The sequence below is a fragment of the Yoonia sp. genome, from assembly GCF_017854415.1.
GTDB lineage: Bacteria > Pseudomonadota > Alphaproteobacteria > Rhodobacterales > Rhodobacteraceae > Yoonia.
Window position 1 is genome coordinate 1 of record NZ_JAFMHR010000048.1, and the last position, 19,560, is coordinate 19,560.

Annotated in this window: 11 protein-coding genes and 1 pseudogene; 6 read left to right on the plus strand and 6 right to left on the minus strand. The window is 55.0% G+C overall.

The genetic code is table 11. The features are described from left to right. Positions 1–48: 48 nt before the first annotated feature. Genes QZ197_RS07335 through QZ197_RS07345 form a run of 3 tightly spaced genes read right to left on the minus strand, consistent with a single transcriptional unit; the run spans position 49 to position 3,609 of the window. On the minus strand, positions 49–450 hold the full coding sequence (locus QZ197_RS07335) for an Hsp20/alpha crystallin family protein (RefSeq protein WP_296431221.1): 402 nt from the start codon (positions 448–450) through the stop codon (positions 49–51). 24 nt (positions 451–474) lie between these two features. Then, a complete protein-coding gene (locus tag QZ197_RS07340) occupies positions 475–918 on the minus strand; it encodes an Hsp20/alpha crystallin family protein (protein ID WP_272146365.1) in 444 nt (147 codons plus the stop codon). Between the two features lie 45 nt (positions 919–963). Then, entirely contained in the window at positions 964–3,609 is a 2,646-nt protein-coding gene (locus QZ197_RS07345) for an erythromycin esterase family protein (protein ID WP_296431222.1), read from the minus strand. 218 nt (positions 3,610–3,827) lie between these two features. On the opposite strand from QZ197_RS07345, the gene QZ197_RS07350 reads away from it, so the two are divergent. The 3 genes from QZ197_RS07350 to QZ197_RS07360 all read left to right on the plus strand — a co-directional run bounded on the left by QZ197_RS07350 (position 3,828) and on the right by QZ197_RS07360 (position 13,798). After that, positions 3,828–4,094, plus strand: a complete 267-nt coding sequence (locus QZ197_RS07350; protein ID WP_272146360.1) for a hypothetical protein — start codon at positions 3,828–3,830, stop codon at positions 4,092–4,094. A 588-nt stretch (positions 4,095–4,682) separates the two neighbouring features. Further along, the gene (locus QZ197_RS07355; protein WP_296431223.1) at positions 4,683–5,354 is read left to right on the plus strand and encodes a universal stress protein; all 672 of its coding nucleotides are present in this window, start codon (positions 4,683–4,685) and stop codon (positions 5,352–5,354) included. Continuing rightward, positions 5,354–13,798 (plus strand): glucoamylase family protein, encoded by an 8,445-nt coding sequence (locus tag QZ197_RS07360; RefSeq protein WP_296431224.1) that lies wholly within the window; start codon positions 5,354–5,356, stop codon positions 13,796–13,798. Before QZ197_RS07355 ends, QZ197_RS07360 begins: the two co-directional genes overlap by 1 nt. A 175-nt stretch (positions 13,799–13,973) precedes the next feature. Here QZ197_RS07360 and QZ197_RS07365 read toward each other — a convergent pair whose 3' ends face one another. Continuing rightward, positions 13,974–14,465: an IS110 family transposase gene (locus tag QZ197_RS07365; protein WP_296431225.1), complete on the minus strand. Its 492-nt coding sequence runs from the start codon at positions 14,463–14,465 to the stop codon at positions 13,974–13,976. Positions 14,466–14,905: 440 nt separating this feature from the next. Here QZ197_RS07365 and QZ197_RS07370 point away from each other — a divergent pair, with 440 nt between their 5' ends. Continuing rightward, positions 14,906–15,304 (plus strand): cytochrome c, encoded by a 399-nt coding sequence (locus QZ197_RS07370; RefSeq protein WP_272146352.1) that lies wholly within the window; start codon positions 14,906–14,908, stop codon positions 15,302–15,304. A gap of 91 nt (positions 15,305–15,395) precedes the next feature. Here QZ197_RS07370 and QZ197_RS16110 read toward each other — a convergent pair whose 3' ends face one another. Then, positions 15,396–15,632 carry a hypothetical protein gene (locus tag QZ197_RS16110; RefSeq protein WP_363157885.1) on the minus strand — a complete coding sequence of 79 codons (237 nt, stop codon included), beginning with the start codon at positions 15,630–15,632 and terminating at the stop codon, positions 15,396–15,398. A gap of 673 nt (positions 15,633–16,305) precedes the next feature. Between QZ197_RS16110 and QZ197_RS07375 the strand changes: the two genes are divergently transcribed. Together QZ197_RS07375 and QZ197_RS07380 are read left to right on the plus strand one after the other, a co-directional pair. Beyond that, the gene (locus QZ197_RS07375; RefSeq protein WP_272146350.1) at positions 16,306–16,572 is read left to right on the plus strand and encodes a hypothetical protein; all 267 of its coding nucleotides are present in this window, start codon (positions 16,306–16,308) and stop codon (positions 16,570–16,572) included. Positions 16,573–16,667: 95 nt separating this feature from the next. Further along, a pseudogene (locus QZ197_RS07380) lies at positions 16,668–16,752 on the plus strand (IS5/IS1182 family transposase); the annotation flags it as partial. A gap of 126 nt (positions 16,753–16,878) precedes the next feature. Here the strand turns inward: QZ197_RS07380 and QZ197_RS07390 are convergent. Beyond that, positions 16,879–19,398, minus strand: coding sequence for a DUF3131 domain-containing protein (locus tag QZ197_RS07390; protein WP_296431226.1), 2,520 nt, complete (start codon positions 19,396–19,398; stop codon positions 16,879–16,881). Positions 19,399–19,560 lie beyond the last annotated feature (162 nt).

Here is a 19,560-nt window from a genome sequence, read left to right on the forward strand (position 1 = left end):
GCATTTTATGGTCCTCTGTTAATTGGTTTGAATAAACGTAAAGGCGGCTTAGGCTGCCTTTACTGAAATTTTCTTGGGTTTGGTTTCGGGTGAGCGTGGCAATTCAAGCCGCAGTACACCGTTTTTGAAAGCGGCATTGATGTTGGCCTGATCAATTTCATCCGACAGCGTAAAAACGCGAATGTAGTCGCCGACGCGGTATTCTGATGACAGAGCGCGGTAGCCTTCAGGCGCGTAGGGTGTGACCTTGCCACGCAAAGTCAGGACCTGACGTTCCAGCGTCACATCCACGTCACCCGGCGCCACGCCGGGCATGTCGGCCATGATGACCGTGGTGTCATCCCGCTCGAAGATGTCGACGGCTGGCGTAAACGCCATCGCCCTGCGGTTTGCGTCGCCATTAGCTTCGGCCACATCGCGCGTTTCTTGTGTGGTCAGTTCTTGTGCCATGATTGTCTCCTTTCAGGGGGGTATTCAGGTTGTTTTGATTGTGATGTGCTTTGGCTTGTCATTTTCGGGCCGCTGCATTTCGACCGCCAGCACGCCGTTTTCAAAGCGGGCATCAATATGATCGGAATCGACACGGAACGGGAGTTCGATCGTGCGCAGATACGATCCGTCGGCCCGTTCACGCCGGTGCCAAACAAGGTCGTCGCCGGTTTCGGCTGCGGGGTAGGTCACGCGGATCGACAGCATTGTATCTTGGACTGTCAGATCAATGTCCTGTTCGGTCAGGCCGGGCAGTTCACTTGTCATTACAATGCTGTCTTCGCTGGCCCAGAAATTGACGGGCGGGTAGCTACCGGTTTGACCCGGCGACCGTGCGCCATCGAAAAGGCGGTTCATGGCGCTTTGCATCCGGCGCATGTCCGCGAACGGGTCTACGGTATTCATGGGAAAGAACGTTGTCTGTGGCATTGTCGTGCTCCTTTTCTTGGGTTTGGTGGTTCGTGTGGCGCATCATCAAAGGCCAAACGGGTATGTTTCGTCTTCGGTCGCGTTGGTTAAGGTCGGTAGCGGCGTGATCGCCTGTGTTTTGTCAAACCAGACGAAGGCATCGTATTGATCGGGCAAAATTGCAGGGCTGTAGTGGCTCGCGCGTTCGGTTTCGGGGCGGTAAATCACGCCGATGTAACGCTCCAGACGGGGGGTACTTAGAAGCTGGTAGAACGGGCCTGATCGATCTTTTTGGAAATCCCAAAGGAACCGTTCCAAATCAACATCATGACAAAGCGCTTCGTAGCTGTCAGTGCGCGGTGGGCGAATGTCTTTGGTTTCCATCGGGGCGTCCCATTCCGACGCGGCAGCAACCGTGCCTGATGCGGTGCCAAACCCGATCAAGGCCGCTGCATCACCATATTCCTCGCGGCACAGCTGACCTATATTCAACTCACCGCGGGTGTGCCCCATGTCGGTTCGCCGCGCGTCGCCAATATGGGAGTTATGCGCCCATACGACCGCCTTTTTGTCGGGTCCTGCGTGGGCAAGGATTTGCTGCAATGTTTGGAACATATGCTGATCGCGCAGATTCCACGACAGGTGTGATCCATAGTACATAATACGGTAGTATTGCTCTGCATTAGCAACCAGACGGGCGTTTTGCGCCGCATCAAAGAACTGCTCTCCGTCTTTGCTTGAATAGGCCAGTTGCTGCATGAGCATATCAGAGAGGATTTGCGTGACGGGCTTTTCGCACACAGAAAAACCGGGCGTAAGCGCCGCGCGACCGTAGGCCACGGGATCATGCGACCAAGCCATCAAGCACGCGTAGCGGGACCGTGCAACTGCCGCCGCCGCTGTGTCGACGCGGTCAAGATAGGCCAGAACGGCCGCAATTGACGCGTTCATATTGTATAGATCAAGGCCATAGAACGCGACGCGATCATCTGGGTCTTTTGCACTATTATGGGTCTGCAAATAGCGGGTGAACTCGTCAAATTCAGCGTTGCGCCACATCCAAGTTGGAAAGCGCTGGAATGGCGCAAGTTTCATTGGCGGGTGGGGCTTGAGCCGGACGTCGTGATCTACTGCTGCGGCATCGGGCCAGTCAGCTTCAACAGCAATAATTGAAAACCCGTGTTCTTCAATCAGGCGGCGTGTAATAGCGGCCCTTGCGCGGTAGAATTCCGATGTGCCGTGTGACGCCTCGCCAAGCAGAACTACGCGTTTCGATCCAAAGCGGTCAAAGGCTTGGGCAAATGCGGGGTCTGTTATATCTGGCAGGGGCTCTGCGGCGGCACGCAGGATAGTTGGTGCGGTCGGGGGGGCTGGCTGTGGCGCTGGCTGGGTCGGGACCTGGGTAACAAGATGCAACTTATACCATGCAATGGCCCGATCGATGGCCGTATCGAGTGTGCCGTGTTCTTCGAAAAGATGACTGGCACCTTCGATGATTCCCAGCTCTTTGGGGCAGGTCAGCGCGGCGAGAGCTGTTTCGTTTAGCTTGATCACATCGTAGTCGAGACTGCCAACAATCAGCAGGGTCGGGCTGGTCACCATCGGCAAATGATCCATCGCCAAGTCCGGACGTCCGCCGCGCGACACAACCGCCGCAATCCGTCCGTTTAGTTCGGCTGCTGCAACAAGTGAGGCACCGGCCCCCGTACTGGCCCCGAAAAGCCCAATCGGCAAATCCGCAATATCGGGTTCTGATGCGACCCACATACAAGCTTCGATGACACGATCAGCCAGCAAAGGAATGTCGAAAACATTGCGCCTGTCCAGCCCTTCGCGGGGCGTCAGCAGGTCAAAAAGAAGCGTCGCAAACCCTTGGGCGTTCAGCTTGTCCGCGACGTATGTATTGCGCGGGCTTAGTCTGCTGGACCCGCTGCCATGGGCGAAAACAACGATGCCGCGTGGATTCGGCGGAACAGTTAGATCGCCTATCAGGGCCAGCGGCGGGATTATGACCTGCCGTTTGTGGGTGTGGCCCTTATGATTTTTTTTTGCTCCCCCTGATGGCACCTGATTAAGAAGTGCGACTGTTTCGGCGTCCGAAAGCTGATGGAAATCGCGATAAAAACCCCCGACACCACGAAATGCAGTGGCAGGATGCAGGCAAATAATGTCGTCGGCCTGATCCGAGATGCCGTCCAGCGCCGTTTTTGGCGCAACTGGCAAGGCCACAACGATCCGCGCAGGATTGCTGCGTTTCAATCCAATCAGTGCGGCCTTCATCGTCGCACCGGTCGCCAACCCGTCGTCAACGACAATGACTGTGCGCCCGGTAGGGTTCAGTCGTGGGCGATCCCCCAAGTAGATGTCTTTGCGCCGTCCGAGTTCCGCCCTTTGATCGGCGACGGCCGTGTCGATATAGGCATCATCAGCGCCAGACAAACGCCGCACATCCTCATTGATGACGATTTCACTGGTCGCACCTTCGACAATCGCGCCAAGAGCGACCTCAGGGTTTCGGGGCGCACCGATTTTGCGCACCAAAAGCAAATCAAGCGGAGCGCCAAGCATCTTTGCGACTTGGACCGCGACAGGGACGCCGCCGCGCGGCAAGGCATAAACAAGTGGGTTATCCAACTCTAACTGAGCAAGGATCTCGCCAAGCTGGCGTCCGGCATCGTTTCGCCCAGAAAATTTTTGCGTGATGTGTTCCATACGGGCATTACTACTGGGCGATTTCGCTTGCAGAATTGAGATTAGTCAATCTTGGGGCCACGAAAATTCAGGCGATCAGGTCTTGGATGAATCAGCAGATTTTCGCCGTGCGTAGGATTTGGGTCGCCCCCGATTGATCTAAATCAGTCGTCAGCCATTTATATCGGAATATCAGTCAGACTCATCCTGTTTTCATATCGAGATTGCTGGAGCACAACATGAATGAGAGCCGTACCGTTGATGATATCATCCGACTACTAGGACCGGGGCAGGGCGCGTTGCCAACCTACTTGCCCAAAGCGCGCGCCGAGTTGACCGTTCAATTGCAGAAATACATGCACACGCTTGGGCCGACGCCGAAAAGGTGCTTGGAGACATTTGCTGATCTGGGTTTGTCAGACGCTGAAATCGGTCGCTACTTTCGGATTCCATATGATATTGTTACGCAATTGCGTGAAATATGGAAGATTGACGGGCGCGTCTAGCGGCACAAATCACGCAGTTATCCCTTCGCGCGGGCCGTTATCAAAAAACGAACTGACAAAAATCAATTCTTGCGGGACGTGCCTTCATATCCTGGCCGTGCCTGTCTTCTTCCCATCTAGACGCAATGACTTTTGATTGATGTGTTGAACGCAGGGGCTGGGTTTTCCCTGTTCATCCTGAAACTGGATGCATGCTTATGATTCAAGATGAACTTTGTGAAAGGACGCAATGACATGATGGCCCGACCGCAACCGCCAGCGTCGCCAAATCCGGATCAGTCATCAAATAGGCGCCAGCCTTTTGCCCCGCCGGACGTGTTGGTTTTTGTTGACGAAACGAACGTCAGCGACGCGAGCATCCGACATGCGCTAAATGTGGCTCAGTCGTTGGGCGGTACTGTGGAACTGTTGCAAGTGCTTTGTGGACCGTCAAACGGTGATGGCCCAATCGACCCAGTGGATTGGGACATCAAGAGACAAAAGGCCATAAAGCGCCTAGAAGCACTCAGCGAGAAGGCCCGAGCCTTTGAAAAGACTTGCCCCATTACGTTGCTGGAGGGGAAATGTTCCAGTCAAATCAAATCGTTAATGGAGCTTCGAACCGGTGATATCGCGGCGACGATGCGGTCGCGCAACGATGGTAACTGGTATCAGAGCGAGACGACCTGGGCTGTTCTTAAGTCACAAAGTGCGGCCGTTCTGGTGATCCCTGACGATGCGCAAGTAGAGCCAAACACCCCTTATCGGCGTATTCTAGTGCCGCTTGACGGATCCGCGCGCGCCGAAGCGGTGCTGCCGATGGCTATCAAGATTGCGCAAGCCCAGAACGCGGAACTGATGCTGTGCTATGTCCCACCCGATCCGAGACTGACAGAAATGGGCATCAATGGTCACGAGACCGCGCATTTGCATGAAAAATTTCGTGACCTTAACGCAAAGGCGGGCACAACATATCTTGAACGCACCAAAAGACGGCTTGACCACAATGGGCTGAAAATCATGATCAAGGTCACTGATAGCGGGGATGCGCGGCGCGCGCTGATCGCGCTTATGTCGCGTGAAAATGCAGACTTGGTTGTCATGGCGACCCACGGACAAAGTGGCCACAAGGATGTGCCTGCTGGCGATGTTTCGCGTTTCGTTTTGGAAAAGGCGCATATTCCGGTTCTGTTGGTGCGCAGCCAAAACGGGCACAATAGCAATCACACATTCGGCAAGCTGGCCTCGAAAGGGGTTCGCAAGCCAACCGGTACGGATTAATGACCAACGCCGAGGCAAAACGAAATGCTTCCACAACTGACAAGGGAGTGCTGCCCTTAGCTGTCGTGCCGGGTCCACCTGAAGTGCTGGAAATCTATCGTGCTTTGCCGACCTTGGATGTGTGGTTCGCGGCGGTACTGGCTTTCTGTGCCAACCCACCGTCCGATCATGCGCGTGCTGCGGATTGGGTTCTTGATAATGACTATCAGGTCAAGCGCGCTCTGCGGCGTTTGAAAAAGGATTTGCCGCAGCATTTCTACGCCAAGCTACCTGCGCTTGCGGGGGCAACAGGTGCTGGAATACCGCGGACGTATGCCATTGCGCAAACCGGGTTAAGTGATCTGAGTTCACAGATTACGTTGGTGTCCTTGGCCGAATTCGTCACGCAATATCAAAAGTCTGCACAGTTAAGTAATGCAGAATTGTGGGCCATGCCTTCCATGCTTCGGTTGGTGTGTCTTGAACAACTCGTTGATGCGACCGCTGATATGGATCAAAGCTTGGCGCTGTTGCAAAGGCCAGGGATTGACCTCTTGGCCGACAAAGCACCTGTCGACCGGATTGCCCACGCGATCACAAGCCTGATCGCGATCGACAGTATCAAATGGGAAGATTTTGTTGATCGTGTCAGCTGCATCGAAGCTGAACTGGCAAATGATCCTGCCGGTGTCTATCGGGCCATGACATTCGAAACCCGCAACTCGTATAGACGCATTGTAGAGCAACTTGCGTGGGGCAGTGACGCGTCGGAACGCGCTGTGGCCCGCGCTGTGGTTGGTCTATCCCGAAACGAGGACGCCGGCACGCGGCGTAGTCATGTCGGGTACTGGCTGATCGATGACGGTCTTGCGCAAATTGAGGCGCAGTTGCAGTACCGCGCCGGACCGCTTGCGGCCGTAAAACGTCGTTTGTGGCGATACAGGAAATCGCTTTATGCTGCTGGCTTGATTTCGCTTGTGGGTGCAGCGATCGGGCTGTCAGTCGCCTACTTGTGGCTTCATGATGCGACGTTGGGCCAATGGATATTGGGCCTGACACTTACGTTTCTGCCCGCAACGATCCCCAGCGTTTGGTTTGGCCATTGGATCATCACGCGCCTGAGCCAACCAGCTGTCCTGCCGGAATTGGATTTCTCGAAAGGGATTGCAAAAGACTGTGCTACGGCAATTGTCATACCTGTCATCATTGCTGCGCCAGCAGAGGTGGACGACATTGCGCAGAAAATTGAAATTCTGCGCATCGGTAATCCTGATCCGGCGTTCCGGTTTGTCGTGCTATCTGATCTTGCCGATGCGCAGACCCAGATACTGCCAGAAGATCTTGTGATCGAAGCAGCACTGGTTAAGCAGATTGAGGCGCTAAATCAGCGCTATATGTCCGATGACAGGCTGCCGTTCGTACTGTTGCACCGGCGTCGCAAGCATAACCCCGCCGAAGGGTGCTGGATGGCGTGGGAACGTAAACGCGGCAAGATCGAGGACTTTAACCGTTATGTTCTAAGCGACGGTGAGGACGCCTTTGACGTGGTTGCCGGACCGGTCGAAGGATTGCGCGGCGTGCGTTATGCGATCACGCTGGATGCGGACACACAGATGTCGCCGGGGTCGGGCGCGCGGCTTGTTGGTGTGCTGGCGCATCCGCTCAACCGGGCGGTCATTGACCACGACAGCGGCCGGGTTGTGTCAGGCTATGCCATTTTGCAGCCCCGGATCGAGATTTTGCCAAAGCTTGGCAAAGGTACGCATTTTACACATCTTTATGCGGGCGATACAGCCATTGATATCTACAGCAGGGCCGTCTCGGACGTGTATCAGGACCTGTTCGGGACCGGCATTTATGTGGGCAAGGGCATCTATGATATCGCAGCCTTGCATCAAAGCATGCGCATGCGCGTCCCCGATAACCACGTCCTAAGTCATGATCTGTTCGAAGGGCTGCATGGAAGGGCTGCGTTGGTCAGCAATGTTGTGCTTTATGAAGACTTGCCAGCGACTTACCCCGAATATGCCATGCGCCAACATCGCTGGATGCGCGGCGATTGGCAGCTTGTACCATGGCTTGGGCGCAAGGTGCCTGCCGCTGGCGGCGGGACGGTCAAGACGACATTGTCAGGGTTGGACCGGTGGAAACTGGTCGATAACTTACGCCGCAGCTTGATGTCGCCTGCTTTGTTTTTGTTCTTGCTTGGTGGCTGGGTACTGATGCCCGGCAGCGCATTGGTCTGGACGGTTTTGGCGGTTGCAGCACCGGGTAGCTATCTGATCGGTGAAGCTTTTGCCATCGCAACCGGGGGGATCCGGCGCGGCGCACTGGGCAGCGCGATCCACAATATCCGTGTTACGTCGGGGCGCTGGTTTTTCTTCATTGCCTTTCTGGTCAGCGATACGGTCATCGCGCTTGATGCGATTTTGCGGACGCTGTGGCGGGTTTTTGTCAGCGGCAAGAACCGGCTGCAATGGACCTCGGCAGCGCATGCATCACAAAAGGCCTTGCGTGGCAGCATCCGGCAAACGTCGTGGTCAGTGATGTGGCCGTCCTCGGCTTCTGCCTTGGCAATGGCGGTCTATCTGGCGCGGTTTGACCCGCAGGGGTTCTGGGCCGCAGGACCGGTGCTGGCGCTTTGGTTGATTGCGCCTGAAATATCGGTCTGGAGCGCGCGACCGCGATACTTCCGTACGCAATCACTTGATGCACACGACAGCAAGTTCCTGACCCATGTTGCACGACGCACATGGCACTTTTTTGAAACCTTCGTGGGGCCGGAAGATAATTGGTTGCCTCCAGATAATTATCAGTTCGGCCACATAGAAGAGATCGCCCACCGCACGTCGCCGACCAATATTGGTATGTTCCTTGTGTCGGCACTGGCCGCGCGCGACATGGGGTTTATCACAACGAGCGATTTTGCCGTTCGCACTCGCAACACCTTGGACACGTTGGGGCGTATGACCAAGTATCGCGGGCATATCCTGAACTGGTACGACACCGAAACACTTGACCCTTTAGAGCCGCGTTATGTATCGACCGTCGATAGCGGTAACCTTGCGGTGTCGTTGGTGACGCTGAAGCAGGGGTGTCTTGATCTGAGTGATGGTCCGGGCAACGGGCCTGACAATTTCAGTAATCTTGAGGTCGTGCTGGATCTGCTTTGCATGGCACTACGCGAGGCGTCGGGGGGGGACTATGGGGCTCTGGACAAAACCGAGCGCGCTATACGTGACGAAATTTCGCTAGCGATAGCAGAGCCCTTACACCGGCACGGGACCTTTGCTTCGATTGACGGTACGCATTGGCACGCGCTTGAAGTGCTTGCTCTGGAGGCGATCGAAAAGTCGCCTGATCTTTCGCCAGATCAAGCAACGGATATCAGGACATGGCTGGAACGATTTCACCAGGGTTTGCATGCCGTTTCCCGCGATGTCGATATGTTCATGCCCTGGTTAAAGGTCATTGCAGAGTGCCCTGAACAAGTTGCGCAGGACGCGCGAAATATCGCGCAAAGACTCCATCCGCGGGAGGGCTGGACGAACGAAGCATTTTCGGTCGCGGCATTCACGTCTGCGCTGGATCGCTGGCAGGCGGAGCATTCCGAGTGCAGTGCTGTCACACAGGGATGGCTGGATCAGCTTCGCCAATCCATTTGTGATGGGTTTTCCCGGCAAGACGAAATGCGCGATACTCTGCGTGATCTGGCGACCAAGGCGGACCAACTCGCGTTCGGCATGGATTTCGGGTTTCTTTACGATGAACCCGCACGGCTGTTCTGGATTGGCTATAATCAAAGCCTTGGGAAGATGGACAATAGCCACTATGACTTGTTGGCGACAGAGGCCCGTCTGGCCAGCTATTTTGCCATTGCCAAACACGACGCACCTGTCACGCATTGGTTTGCATTCAGCCGACCCATCACCAGACTTCAAGGAAAGCCATCAATCTTGTCTTGGAACGGGTCGATGTTCGAATATCTGATGCCGCCACTGTTCCTGCCCAGTTACCGAGACACGCTATTGGGCGAAAGTGAACTGACAGCCGTTGATTTCCAGCGCGCATATTGCCGTGATAGGGGCGTACCATGGGGCATATCGGAATCCGCGTTCGGGACAACGGACACGCGTGGCACCTTTCAGTATCGCGCCTTTGGTGTGCCAGGTCTGGGCATTCGAAGGGGGTTAACCGATGATTTGGTAATTGCCCCTTACGGGTCGGCGTTGGCGCTTTGCGGTTGGCCGGGTGCAGCGGCGGAAAACCTGCGCGTATTGGCGAAAAAGGGCGCGCTTACGCGATATGGTTTCATCGAAGCGCTGGATTTCACGCCGGACCGGATGTTGACGGGGCGCGATTTCGTCGCTGTCACGACGTACATGGCGCATCATCAGGGCATGGTTCAAATAGCCATCGTTAATGCCCTGCATAGCGATATCATGGTCAAACGCTTTTTGCGTGAACAGTCGGTCCGTGCCATGGACCTTTTACTGCAGGAACGCGTGCCATGGGATGTGCCGCTGGAACTGGGCCGCGCGGATGAAATCTGGGATCATCCCGCTGATACTCACAATGCACCCGAACTGGCCCCGTGGGTGCCGTCACCGGATCTGGTCGTGCCGCAAGTGCATCTGCTGGGCAACGGTCGCATGTCGTCGCTGGTCACCCAAAGTGGCGGCGGGGGGCTGCGTCTGAACGATACGGGTCTGACGCGGTGGCGGCCTGATCCTGTCCGCACAGGCGACGGTATGTGGGTCTATCTGCAGGACGCAGAAAGCAAAGATTTATGGTCGTTGGGTTCGGCGCCGACAGGACGGGCTGATGTCGACACCAAATGCGTTTTTCATCAGCATATGGTTGAACTGCTGTGCCGCTACGATGGGATCGTTGCGCGTATGGACGTAACGGTCGCACCCTTTGATGACGTCGAAATCCGTCGTGTGACTTTGACAAATGAAAGCGATTTCGACCGCACGCTTGAACTGTCGACCTATGCAGAAGTGACGATCGCGCCGCCGTTGGACGACCAACGGCATCCTGCATTCAGCAAACTTTTTGTTCACAGCAGCTATTTACCTGATGAACAGGCGCTGGTGTTCACGCGCCGCCCGCGCAGACCGGAAACGAAACCGCCAGTATTTTTGCATAAACTGGCTACCGTCGATCCCGATTGCGCCGTCACGGCATGGGAAACAGACCGCCGCCAATTTTTGGGCCGCAACCAAACGGCGTGTGCTCCTGACGGCTTGTTTGGTGGACTTAGCAAGTGCGAGGGTTGGACACTTGATCCGGTGATGTCGCTTCAAGTGCGGGTCAAGTTGAAACCGATGGAAACGCGGGAGTTGGTCTTTCTAAACGTGGCCGCACCGTCCCGCAAGGAAGCGTTGCAGGTGGCTAAACGGTATCCCGTCGCCATGATTGATCACACCTTCCGGGATGCATTGCTTGAGACAGGACGCACTGTGCGCAGACTGGGGATCACGCCCGCGCATTTGCCAGAACTGCAGGTGTTGTCATCTCTGCTGGTCCATGACCATCCGACATACCGCACTGCCTCGCCTACAGACGCGAGCGGCTGGCATGGCCAGTCGGACCTTTGGCGGTTTGGAATCTCAGGTGACTTTCCCATTTTATTGCTCAAGTTATCGGATGTGGAGAACGCATCATTGCTGGATATTCTGGTACGTGGTCATCGGCTGTGGCACAATTCTGGGCTGCAGATTGACTTGGTTATTCTGCGCGATGCGGCTACCAGTTATGAAGAACCTTTGCGTGAAAGGGTTCTGTCCATCATCAGCGATACCCATGCAACGGGAATGCTGGGTATGCGCGGAGGCATACACCTGCTGGCTGCTGATCAGATGTCGGCGCAGCTTCGGAGCGGGCTCGAGGCGTCAGCCCGCGTTGTCTTGCACGACGAGAACAAGAGCCTACGCGAAGTGCTGGATAAGGCGGTACAGGCGCACGATCAACTGCCGCCATTCTTGCCGGAGCCGCCCGTTGCCAAAACATCTGTTTCTGATGTCGTCAGGCCGGATAATTTGCTGTTCGATAATGAATATGGTGGGTTTGATCCTGAAAACGGGGACTACCTGATACATCTTGCGCCCGGATCCCACACCCCTGCGCCTTGGTGCAACATCTTGGCCAATGACGACTTTGGCTGTCTGGTCAGCGAGGCCGGATTGGGCATGACTTGGGCTGTGAACAGCGGAGAACACCGCCTGACACCCTGGTCAAACGACCCGGTTGCTGACGCGCCGGGCGAAATCCTGTATCTGCGCGACGAGGCCAGTGGCGAAGTTTGGACAACGACGCCGCAGCCAATGGGACAGGACGCCGATTGTCAGATCAGACACGGCGCCGGTTTCACCCGCTGGTCCAAGAACAGTCATGGATTGCAGCAAGAGATGGTATGCTTTGTGCCGGTGGATGATCCGGTCAAGGTCGTGCGCTTGCAGCTGACCAATCCGTCCGATCAGCCCCGTCGGGTAACTGCCACATACTATGTACATTGGTTGCTGGGCGCGCTGGAAAGCGTATCCCGTCCGCATGTCATCAGCCGTTACGACGCAGACCTTAAAGCCATCGTCGGGCGCAACCTTTGGAACGCTGAATTTGCAGCGCGCGCTGCGTTTCTGACCGCATCGATTGATCCGCATAGTGTCACAGGTGATCGGTCTGCGTTTTTGGGTCGCGAAGGTGATGTGTCTGACCCCGACGGGTTGCGGCGTTGGGATATGGGTGGAAGTTTCGTGCAAGTCGGCGACGCTTGCGGGGCCTATCAGGTGCATTTGGATATTCCTGCGGGCGGTCAGCGGAATGTTGCTTTCGTCCTTGGTGAAGCAGCATGTACCACTGGTTTACTTCCGATAATCGCAAAATGGCAGAACCTTGCAACAACGCAGCAGGCGTTCGAGACGTTGCAGGAAAGCTGGGCAAAACGCTTGCATGCCGCTCAGGTGAAAACTCCTGATCCAGCTTTTGACCTGATGGTGAACAAATGGCTACCTTACCAAAACCTGTCGTGCCGGATTTTGGCGCGCGCGGGGTTCTATCAGGCGGGCGGTGCTTACGGTTTCCGAGATCAATTGCAGGATGTCCTTGCTTTGCTGCTGACTGATCCCGCAAGGGCACGTCAGCACATCTTGCGCGCTGCGCACTATCAATTTGAACAAGGTGACGTGTTGCATTGGTGGCATCCGCCATTGGGACGCGGTGTGCGGACACGGTGTTCGGATGACTATGTGTGGCTGGCCTATGTAACGGGCCGTTATATTGAAGCAACCGGGGATGCAGCGATTCTTGATGTCGAAATTCCGTATCTAAGGGCACCGGAACTGCGCCCGGAAGAACATGACCGCTATGCCCTGTTTGAGACAGGCGACGCTGGGACACTGCTGGATCACTGCATCTGTGTGATGGAACGGATGATGGTGACCGGAGCGCATGGATTGCCACTGATGGGTGGTGGCGACTGGAACGACGGTATGGATCGCATCGGCGATAAGGGTGAAGGCGAAAGCGTCTGGCTTGCGTGGTTCCAGATCGCTACAATCGGCATTCTTGCGCCAATCGCCCGAAAGGTCGGACATACGGATGCCGCAGACCGCTGGCAGATCTATGCGGATCATCTTGTCCGTGCGCTGAATGAACAAGGCTGGGACGGCGGTTGGTATTTACGTGCCTTTGACGACGAAGGGAACGCTTGGGGATCGGCCCGGAATAGCGAGTGCCGGATTGACCTGATTGCTCAGGCGTGGTCCGTTTTGTCAGGACGACCACTGGATGATCGCGGGCTTACGGCCATTAATGCGGCGGGCCAAGAGCTTGTCGACGAAGGAGCGCGGCTGATCAGGCTGCTAGCACCACCTTTCGACAAAACGGAACGCGACCCTGGCTACATCCGTGCTTATCCGCCGGGGGTCCGTGAAAATGGCGGGCAATATACTCACGCTGCAGCATGGTTTGGCATGGCATATGCCGGAATCGGAGACGGCGAGGGTGCGTATCGTGTGTTTGACATGATCAATCCGATAGGGCGGACCAGTACCCTGCAAGCTGCAGATCATTATGGGCGAGAACCATATGTACTTGCCGGTGACGTGTCGGGTGTAGGCGTGCAGATCGGGCAGGGGGGCTGGTCTTGGTACACTGGCGCGTCGGGATGGACGTGGCAGCTGGGCGTTTCGGGTATTTTGGGAATCCAGCCGGAGCCAAATGGTGTGCGGTTTGAACCCTGCCTGCCAGTCAGTTGGGGGCATGCTGATGTGATACTTCAGAGTGCGCGGGGCCGGATTGAGATAGCAATCAAGGATCCTGAAAACGTCGGTCATGGTGAGACGCAGATAATTGTTGACCGCTGCCCGATTGATGGACAGTCCGTGCCTTATCCGGGCAAGGGGCGGACATGCGAGGTTGTTGTCACGATTTTGGCACCATCCAAAGCTTCGACTGTCTGACGTCAGCGCTTATGGGTCCAAATAGGGTAATTTGATAAGAGAGTGTTGTTGGCTCATCGTAACCACTGAGGAGTATCCGTGTTGGTCAAGCCGCTTTTTCAGTCCATTTTCGCTGATCTCGCAGTAGGGCATTTGCGAGGACGAGTAGTTTGCGCATGACCGCTGTAATGGCGACTTACTTTTCCTTCCCAACAGCGATGAGTTGATCGTATTTGGCTTTCATATCCGCGTTGTGCCGGATCACGACCAGAGCAGGCATGAAGACTGCGTGCCGTAGATTTGGGCGACCGCCTTGAATGCGTGCCTTTCCCTGCCACTTGCCTGAGCTTTGTGACATCGGCGCGAGGCCAGCAAGGCTTGCGATTTGCTTCCCGCCCAGTCCGCCGATTTCTGGCATATCGACCAGGATCATGAGTGCCGTAGTTATCCCAATGCCTGGAATGCTCGACAGAATGTCCAGTCTTTCACGCATCTGCCGATCTTGCTTAGCCAGCGCCAACATGGCCATGTTGAAAAGCGCAAGGTCACGATGGTTCTCGGCTAATTCGAGCCGAACCTTAATCGCCCAAACATGCTTCGGTTTAAGTGGTCGTTTCTGACCGACAATGCGGCCTTTGTTCCAAGCGGGGCGAAGTGCTCGAATGGCAGGTAAGTTTGGTGTTTCCATGACTGATCCTCCAATCAGTCTGGCACTCCCACATCGACAACCCGACGTTGACCGATGCAATATACCACATGTTGCTGCGGTCGCTTCGATGGCTGGTTTGAGCCCATGGTGACCGTATTGCCATATGAGTCAAACATCCGCCCGCGATAAACTGTTGATCACTTGGCGCACCAGCCTCCATCCACTTCAGGGCATAGATTGCTACTGCGCCACTGCGCATAAATAAGTCCCTGAAGGATTCTGGTTTCTCGAATTCGGCCCCGGTAGACTGCTGTGCCACTGACCCAAATAGTGCGATTGACAAAAGTCAAGTCACCCGCGCCGGGCCATGATTAACAATGCACTGCGAGGTTTGGCTGCGTTTGCGTATTAGCAAGTTCGCTCGTCACTCAAAGCTTCGCATGCTTATTGGACGAATTTTTCTTTTCAAGGAGGAAGCTATGAAACGTGTAGTAATGCTTGCCGGGGCCTTTCTTTTCTCAAGTTGCGTTGGGGCGCTGGCACAAGAGGACGTCGGAAAAAATGAGTACGTTGTTGCTTGCGCGGTGTGTCATGGTGACAGTGGCAAGGGAAACGGTCCCTTTTCGCGGCTGATGAACATCAGCGTTCCCAGTCTCACAACGTTGTCGGCGCAGAATGAAGGGAACTTCCCGTTCCTTGAAGTCTTCATGACGGTGGATGGGCGCACGCAAGTCGAAGGACACGGTGCACCGATGCCGGTCTGGGGAGAAAGATTCTCAACAGCGGCTGAGGACGATTTTGGCCCCTACGGAAGCGAGCTAGTTGTTCGGGGCCGTATCCTGAGCTTGGTGACCTATCTGGACTCCATTCAGGAGTGACCAAAGGAGTCCAGTGGTTCCCACTTCCAGGCGGGTGCCATTGGTGTCTATGAAGGGTCTCATTCTGACAGCATCAAGAATGAGACCTGGGCTATAGTAGAACGAGTCGCGGTTTTTGCTCAGCAGTTGTGTAGCTGTGGCCATAGGCCAGCATCTGGTAAATGTCAGACTGAGAAACGCCTAGTTTTTTGGGATCTGTCCGATCAAGCTGTTTCCATTTGGTGTCGAGGATAACCGGCCTATCGCCATACTCGAAGACTAAGTCGGGTCTAAGTTGGAACAGCTGGTTCCTAAGTGCGTGATGCTTAGAATGCTGCTTTCTAACGATTTCTCGACCAACCGTCTGTTGCGCGCGTTTATGGGCCGATTGCGTTGATCAGAGATGATGTTGGATTAGTGTGGTCAAAAACAGTGTTGAGTTGGTGTGTTGGAAGACTGTGTCGACTTAGTATGTTCCAATAGTAAGTTCATTTACTGTGTTCACACAGCGAATCCAAACACTGTGTTCAACACAGCAAATCAGCCCACCAACACACAAAAAACTGTGCGATGAGTGTGCAACGCAGGAAGTAAAAACTGTGCGACGCTCGAGCGCCTTGTTTTTGTGGTAAAAGTGGTGCCCAGGGGCGGAATCGAACCACCGACACGAGGATTTTCAAGACTTGCGTTTGGAATAACGTATTGAAAGTAAAGGATAAATTAGCGCGGAAATGAGATGTGCGAAAAACTGTGTGATGGTCGATTTTTAGGGCAGGGCGGTATTTGCTATGTTGAACACAGTAACCTGAAACACTGTGTTTGAACAGAGTGTTACGACACTGTCGTCGAAACGCAGTAGATGTGGATAGTGTCATTTGGGAGGTCTTTGATATGGAAGATGCAGCAACTTATTCATTCCAGTCAGTCTTCCAAACCAACGCGGACTTTATGCAAAAGCTGATGTCACTCGCGACAATGGCGACGGCACGATCAACCTTTATGAGGTCAAATCATCCACAAGCGTGAAGAAGGGCGGGCAGCACAACCAAATCAAGGATGCTGCGTTTCAAAAGATAACGGCTGAAGAGTCTGGTCTGAATGTCGCAAGGGTCTTTATCGTACACCTCAACAAGGACTATGTGCGGCAGGGTGATATCGACCCAGAACAGTTGCTCATCTTTGCGGACGTCACAAGCGATGTTGCCAAAATAGAAGCTGACACACGGACAGAGATCGACGGTGTGCTTGGACTGCTGGCTAGTCGTCATGCTAACCGGCGTAATCGCTAGGTCACTCTCGAAGAATAAGGACGACCTACACTAGACTGACGAGTGGCTTCAATATGATGGGCAAGTTGACGTGTTGGCATCATCCAGGTGCGGGTCGTGTCTCAATCCGCTATGATCGCTGCCCCAAAAGTGTTCCTGTCAGCAATCGCTCTCGCCGCAACCGTCATATTTTGGTTATGAGTCCTGACCCTAATGGCGATCCGCCCTGTTTCAATGAAGTAGAGTTGGTCGGCTCCGTCACCTTTCTTGAAGATAGTCGCCCCTTCAGCAGAGCGCAGCAATTTTTCCATGCGTTGCCTTTACCTGTCAGGTCAATATGCGCCGCAGTGCACTGAGAATGATTCCATTGGTATTGATGTCAAAGTATCTTTGCATCGGTTCACCCGTCGCGGCAAAGATACCGACGCTAAAACCTTCCCCGTCTATACGACAGTTGTCTCGGATCAGATCCACAAGCGCGAGTGAATAGGCATGTGGTCGCGCCGCATACCAAAGGTAAGCAGATTTCGAGACGATGACCTCAGTTTCGGCACGAAACGCTTCGGTGGTGTATTGCGGTGCCGGATCGATGCTGTTGACGGCCCATGCAGCATCACCGGACCGTTCCAGAAACAATCCCTGATAAAGAAACCATGGCGCGCGGTTGATCGGCGTTTCCGACATGCTGCGGAACTTGCCTTCCGTTTCATACCAACCAAGTTGGGCATCAAACAGCATGTCAGCCAGCAGGGTTGCGACCTGCGTTCCCTTGCCTTCGACAAGTTCCAGCAGCGGCGGCTCTGTGCCGATGGCGCCAGCAAAGGCGGCAAGCGCAAGAATGGCCATTTCTTCATCCACGTCGAGCGGTTCCGTGATTGGTGGAAAGAGGTTTTCGACTGCAAAGCCGCGGCGTATAAATGCGGGCGAGATGTAATCTGTGCAATGTGACAGCGTGATGTCGACCCATTTGCCCGCACGATAACTGTGAAGGCGGCCACCGCGGACCGCTGCCTGAATGTCCCAACCCGCAATCAGCTTTGTTGCAGCCTCCTCCGTGAGGGCACCGTTCGCGATAGCATTGTCCAGCGCCAGAAGAAACCGGCCAAGATCACAAACGTCAAAGTCGCGACGGATCGGCCGCAGCGTGGTGACAGAAAAAATGGCAGGGGGCAGGCGCGCGCCATCCATTGTGATGACGGGAATATGTGCAATCAGCTTGGCAATCCGTTCGTTGCGTTCTTGCAATGGGATAAGACCGATGTCGTATGCAGCCAGAATACCTTGGATTTGGCTTCCCAGATCCCAAAGGGTGATTTCGGAGTTCACGAACTGGTCACGCAATGCTCTGCCCATGCCCCCTTGGACCGTTGACAGCGACAAACCCGTTTCGGCGATGGTGTGATCTGCGATAAAAGCCCATGCTGCTTGCGCATCGACCATGAAAGCTGCGCGCTCGGCTTGCGATAGGGGCGCTTTTTCTGAAGGGTTCGGATCGGTGAAATTCCGGCGGTGCGCGCTGAGGAACCTTTGATACAGCTTATCGGGGGCAGTCAGGTGGTCGGCCCAATCAGCGACTTTTAGAAGCAGACTTTTGCCACTTTGCGCCTTTGCCGAGAGTATTTGCAAGATCGTTTCGCGTTGCTGGGCCGTGGCGTAATCAGATGGTGCAATGAGGACGACTGGATCAGCAAAGACTGGCGTATCGGAAAATAGCATAGTCCACGGCGCAACAGCGGCGTGCAACCGTCCGTCTGCTGATATGCGGCTGTGCGAAATCGAAGCTGCGCCCCTTTGCAGAACAATCTCGCTGGCACCCAGGTGCTTGTTTACGTATCTGTGGTCAACCAAGACGCATCTGGCCAGCAGAGCATCGCCGGCCAAAGGCGGTGTAGCGGTCATGCTGGCGTCATGCGAATGAAGCGCCTGACAATCGTCGGGCCGACCGAGACGATTCAGCACATCGACATCGCCCGCAACCGTTATTGGAATGCCGCTTGCATCCGCACGCGCAATCATGGCTATCGCCGCCGACTGCGTTTGCGGTGTCACATCAAGAAGTACCGCTGTCGGGCGTGCAAGATGAGAGCCAGTCAACAAGAGGTGATCCATCGGCCGCATCATGACAAGCAATCCGTCGCGGGTTTTCGCCTCGAGGTCGGCGATGAGGTTGGACAACTGCGTGGCAAACTTAGTACTTACTGCGTCTTTGAGTGGAGCCAAGGATATAATTGCCACATGCGCCCCACCCGATGCCAGAAGGGTCGTGACTTGGTCCACAAGCGACAGTGCCGTCGGGGATGTATCTATTTCGTGGCCGGCACGAATGTCGATTTGCCCACGTCCTACGGGCGTTGCGTCCACACCGTTTGTTCCATCAATATTTACAAAGACCCGAAACCCTGCTGACCGGAAGGCCGCAAAGTCGAGCCCCGACTGCCCTGTGCGGTTGATTACGCCTACGGATGAGATGGCTGCAGGAACCAGAACGTCCAGTTTGGCGCGTTGCTCCGCAGCACCACGGGCTTGCGCGAACCGCGGAAGGTTCGCCACGTCAGGTGCGGGGGCCAATATTTCGAACAGCCCAGCATACTGTATAAATTCTTGCGGCAGAGGCGTTGCCGCGTCTGGCGCAAGCTCCAAGATTGCCGCTATAGGCAGGCTACGTTCAAGAAACGCGCGGATGACATCATATGAATTGGGTCCAGACAAGTCCTCGAAAACAAGCGTAAGCAGGCTTCCTTCACTGCCTTGCGCAAAAAGGGTTCGAGAGGATGCGACAGGAACACAGGCTGCCGCCAATGCAAGCAGAGCGCGACGCGACAAAGGTAGGGCGCTTTGAGTACTCATGCCGCGCATCCCTCGCAAAAATTGGCAATAACCAGCATGGTTTACTTTCGCCAGAAGTTCAAAATTCTCTTCAGAGCGCCCAGCATCAAATCGGTCGCCATGCCGGATTCGTAGCTGGGTTCACCATAGAATTAGTATCTTCACCAATTTATCCGTCAACTA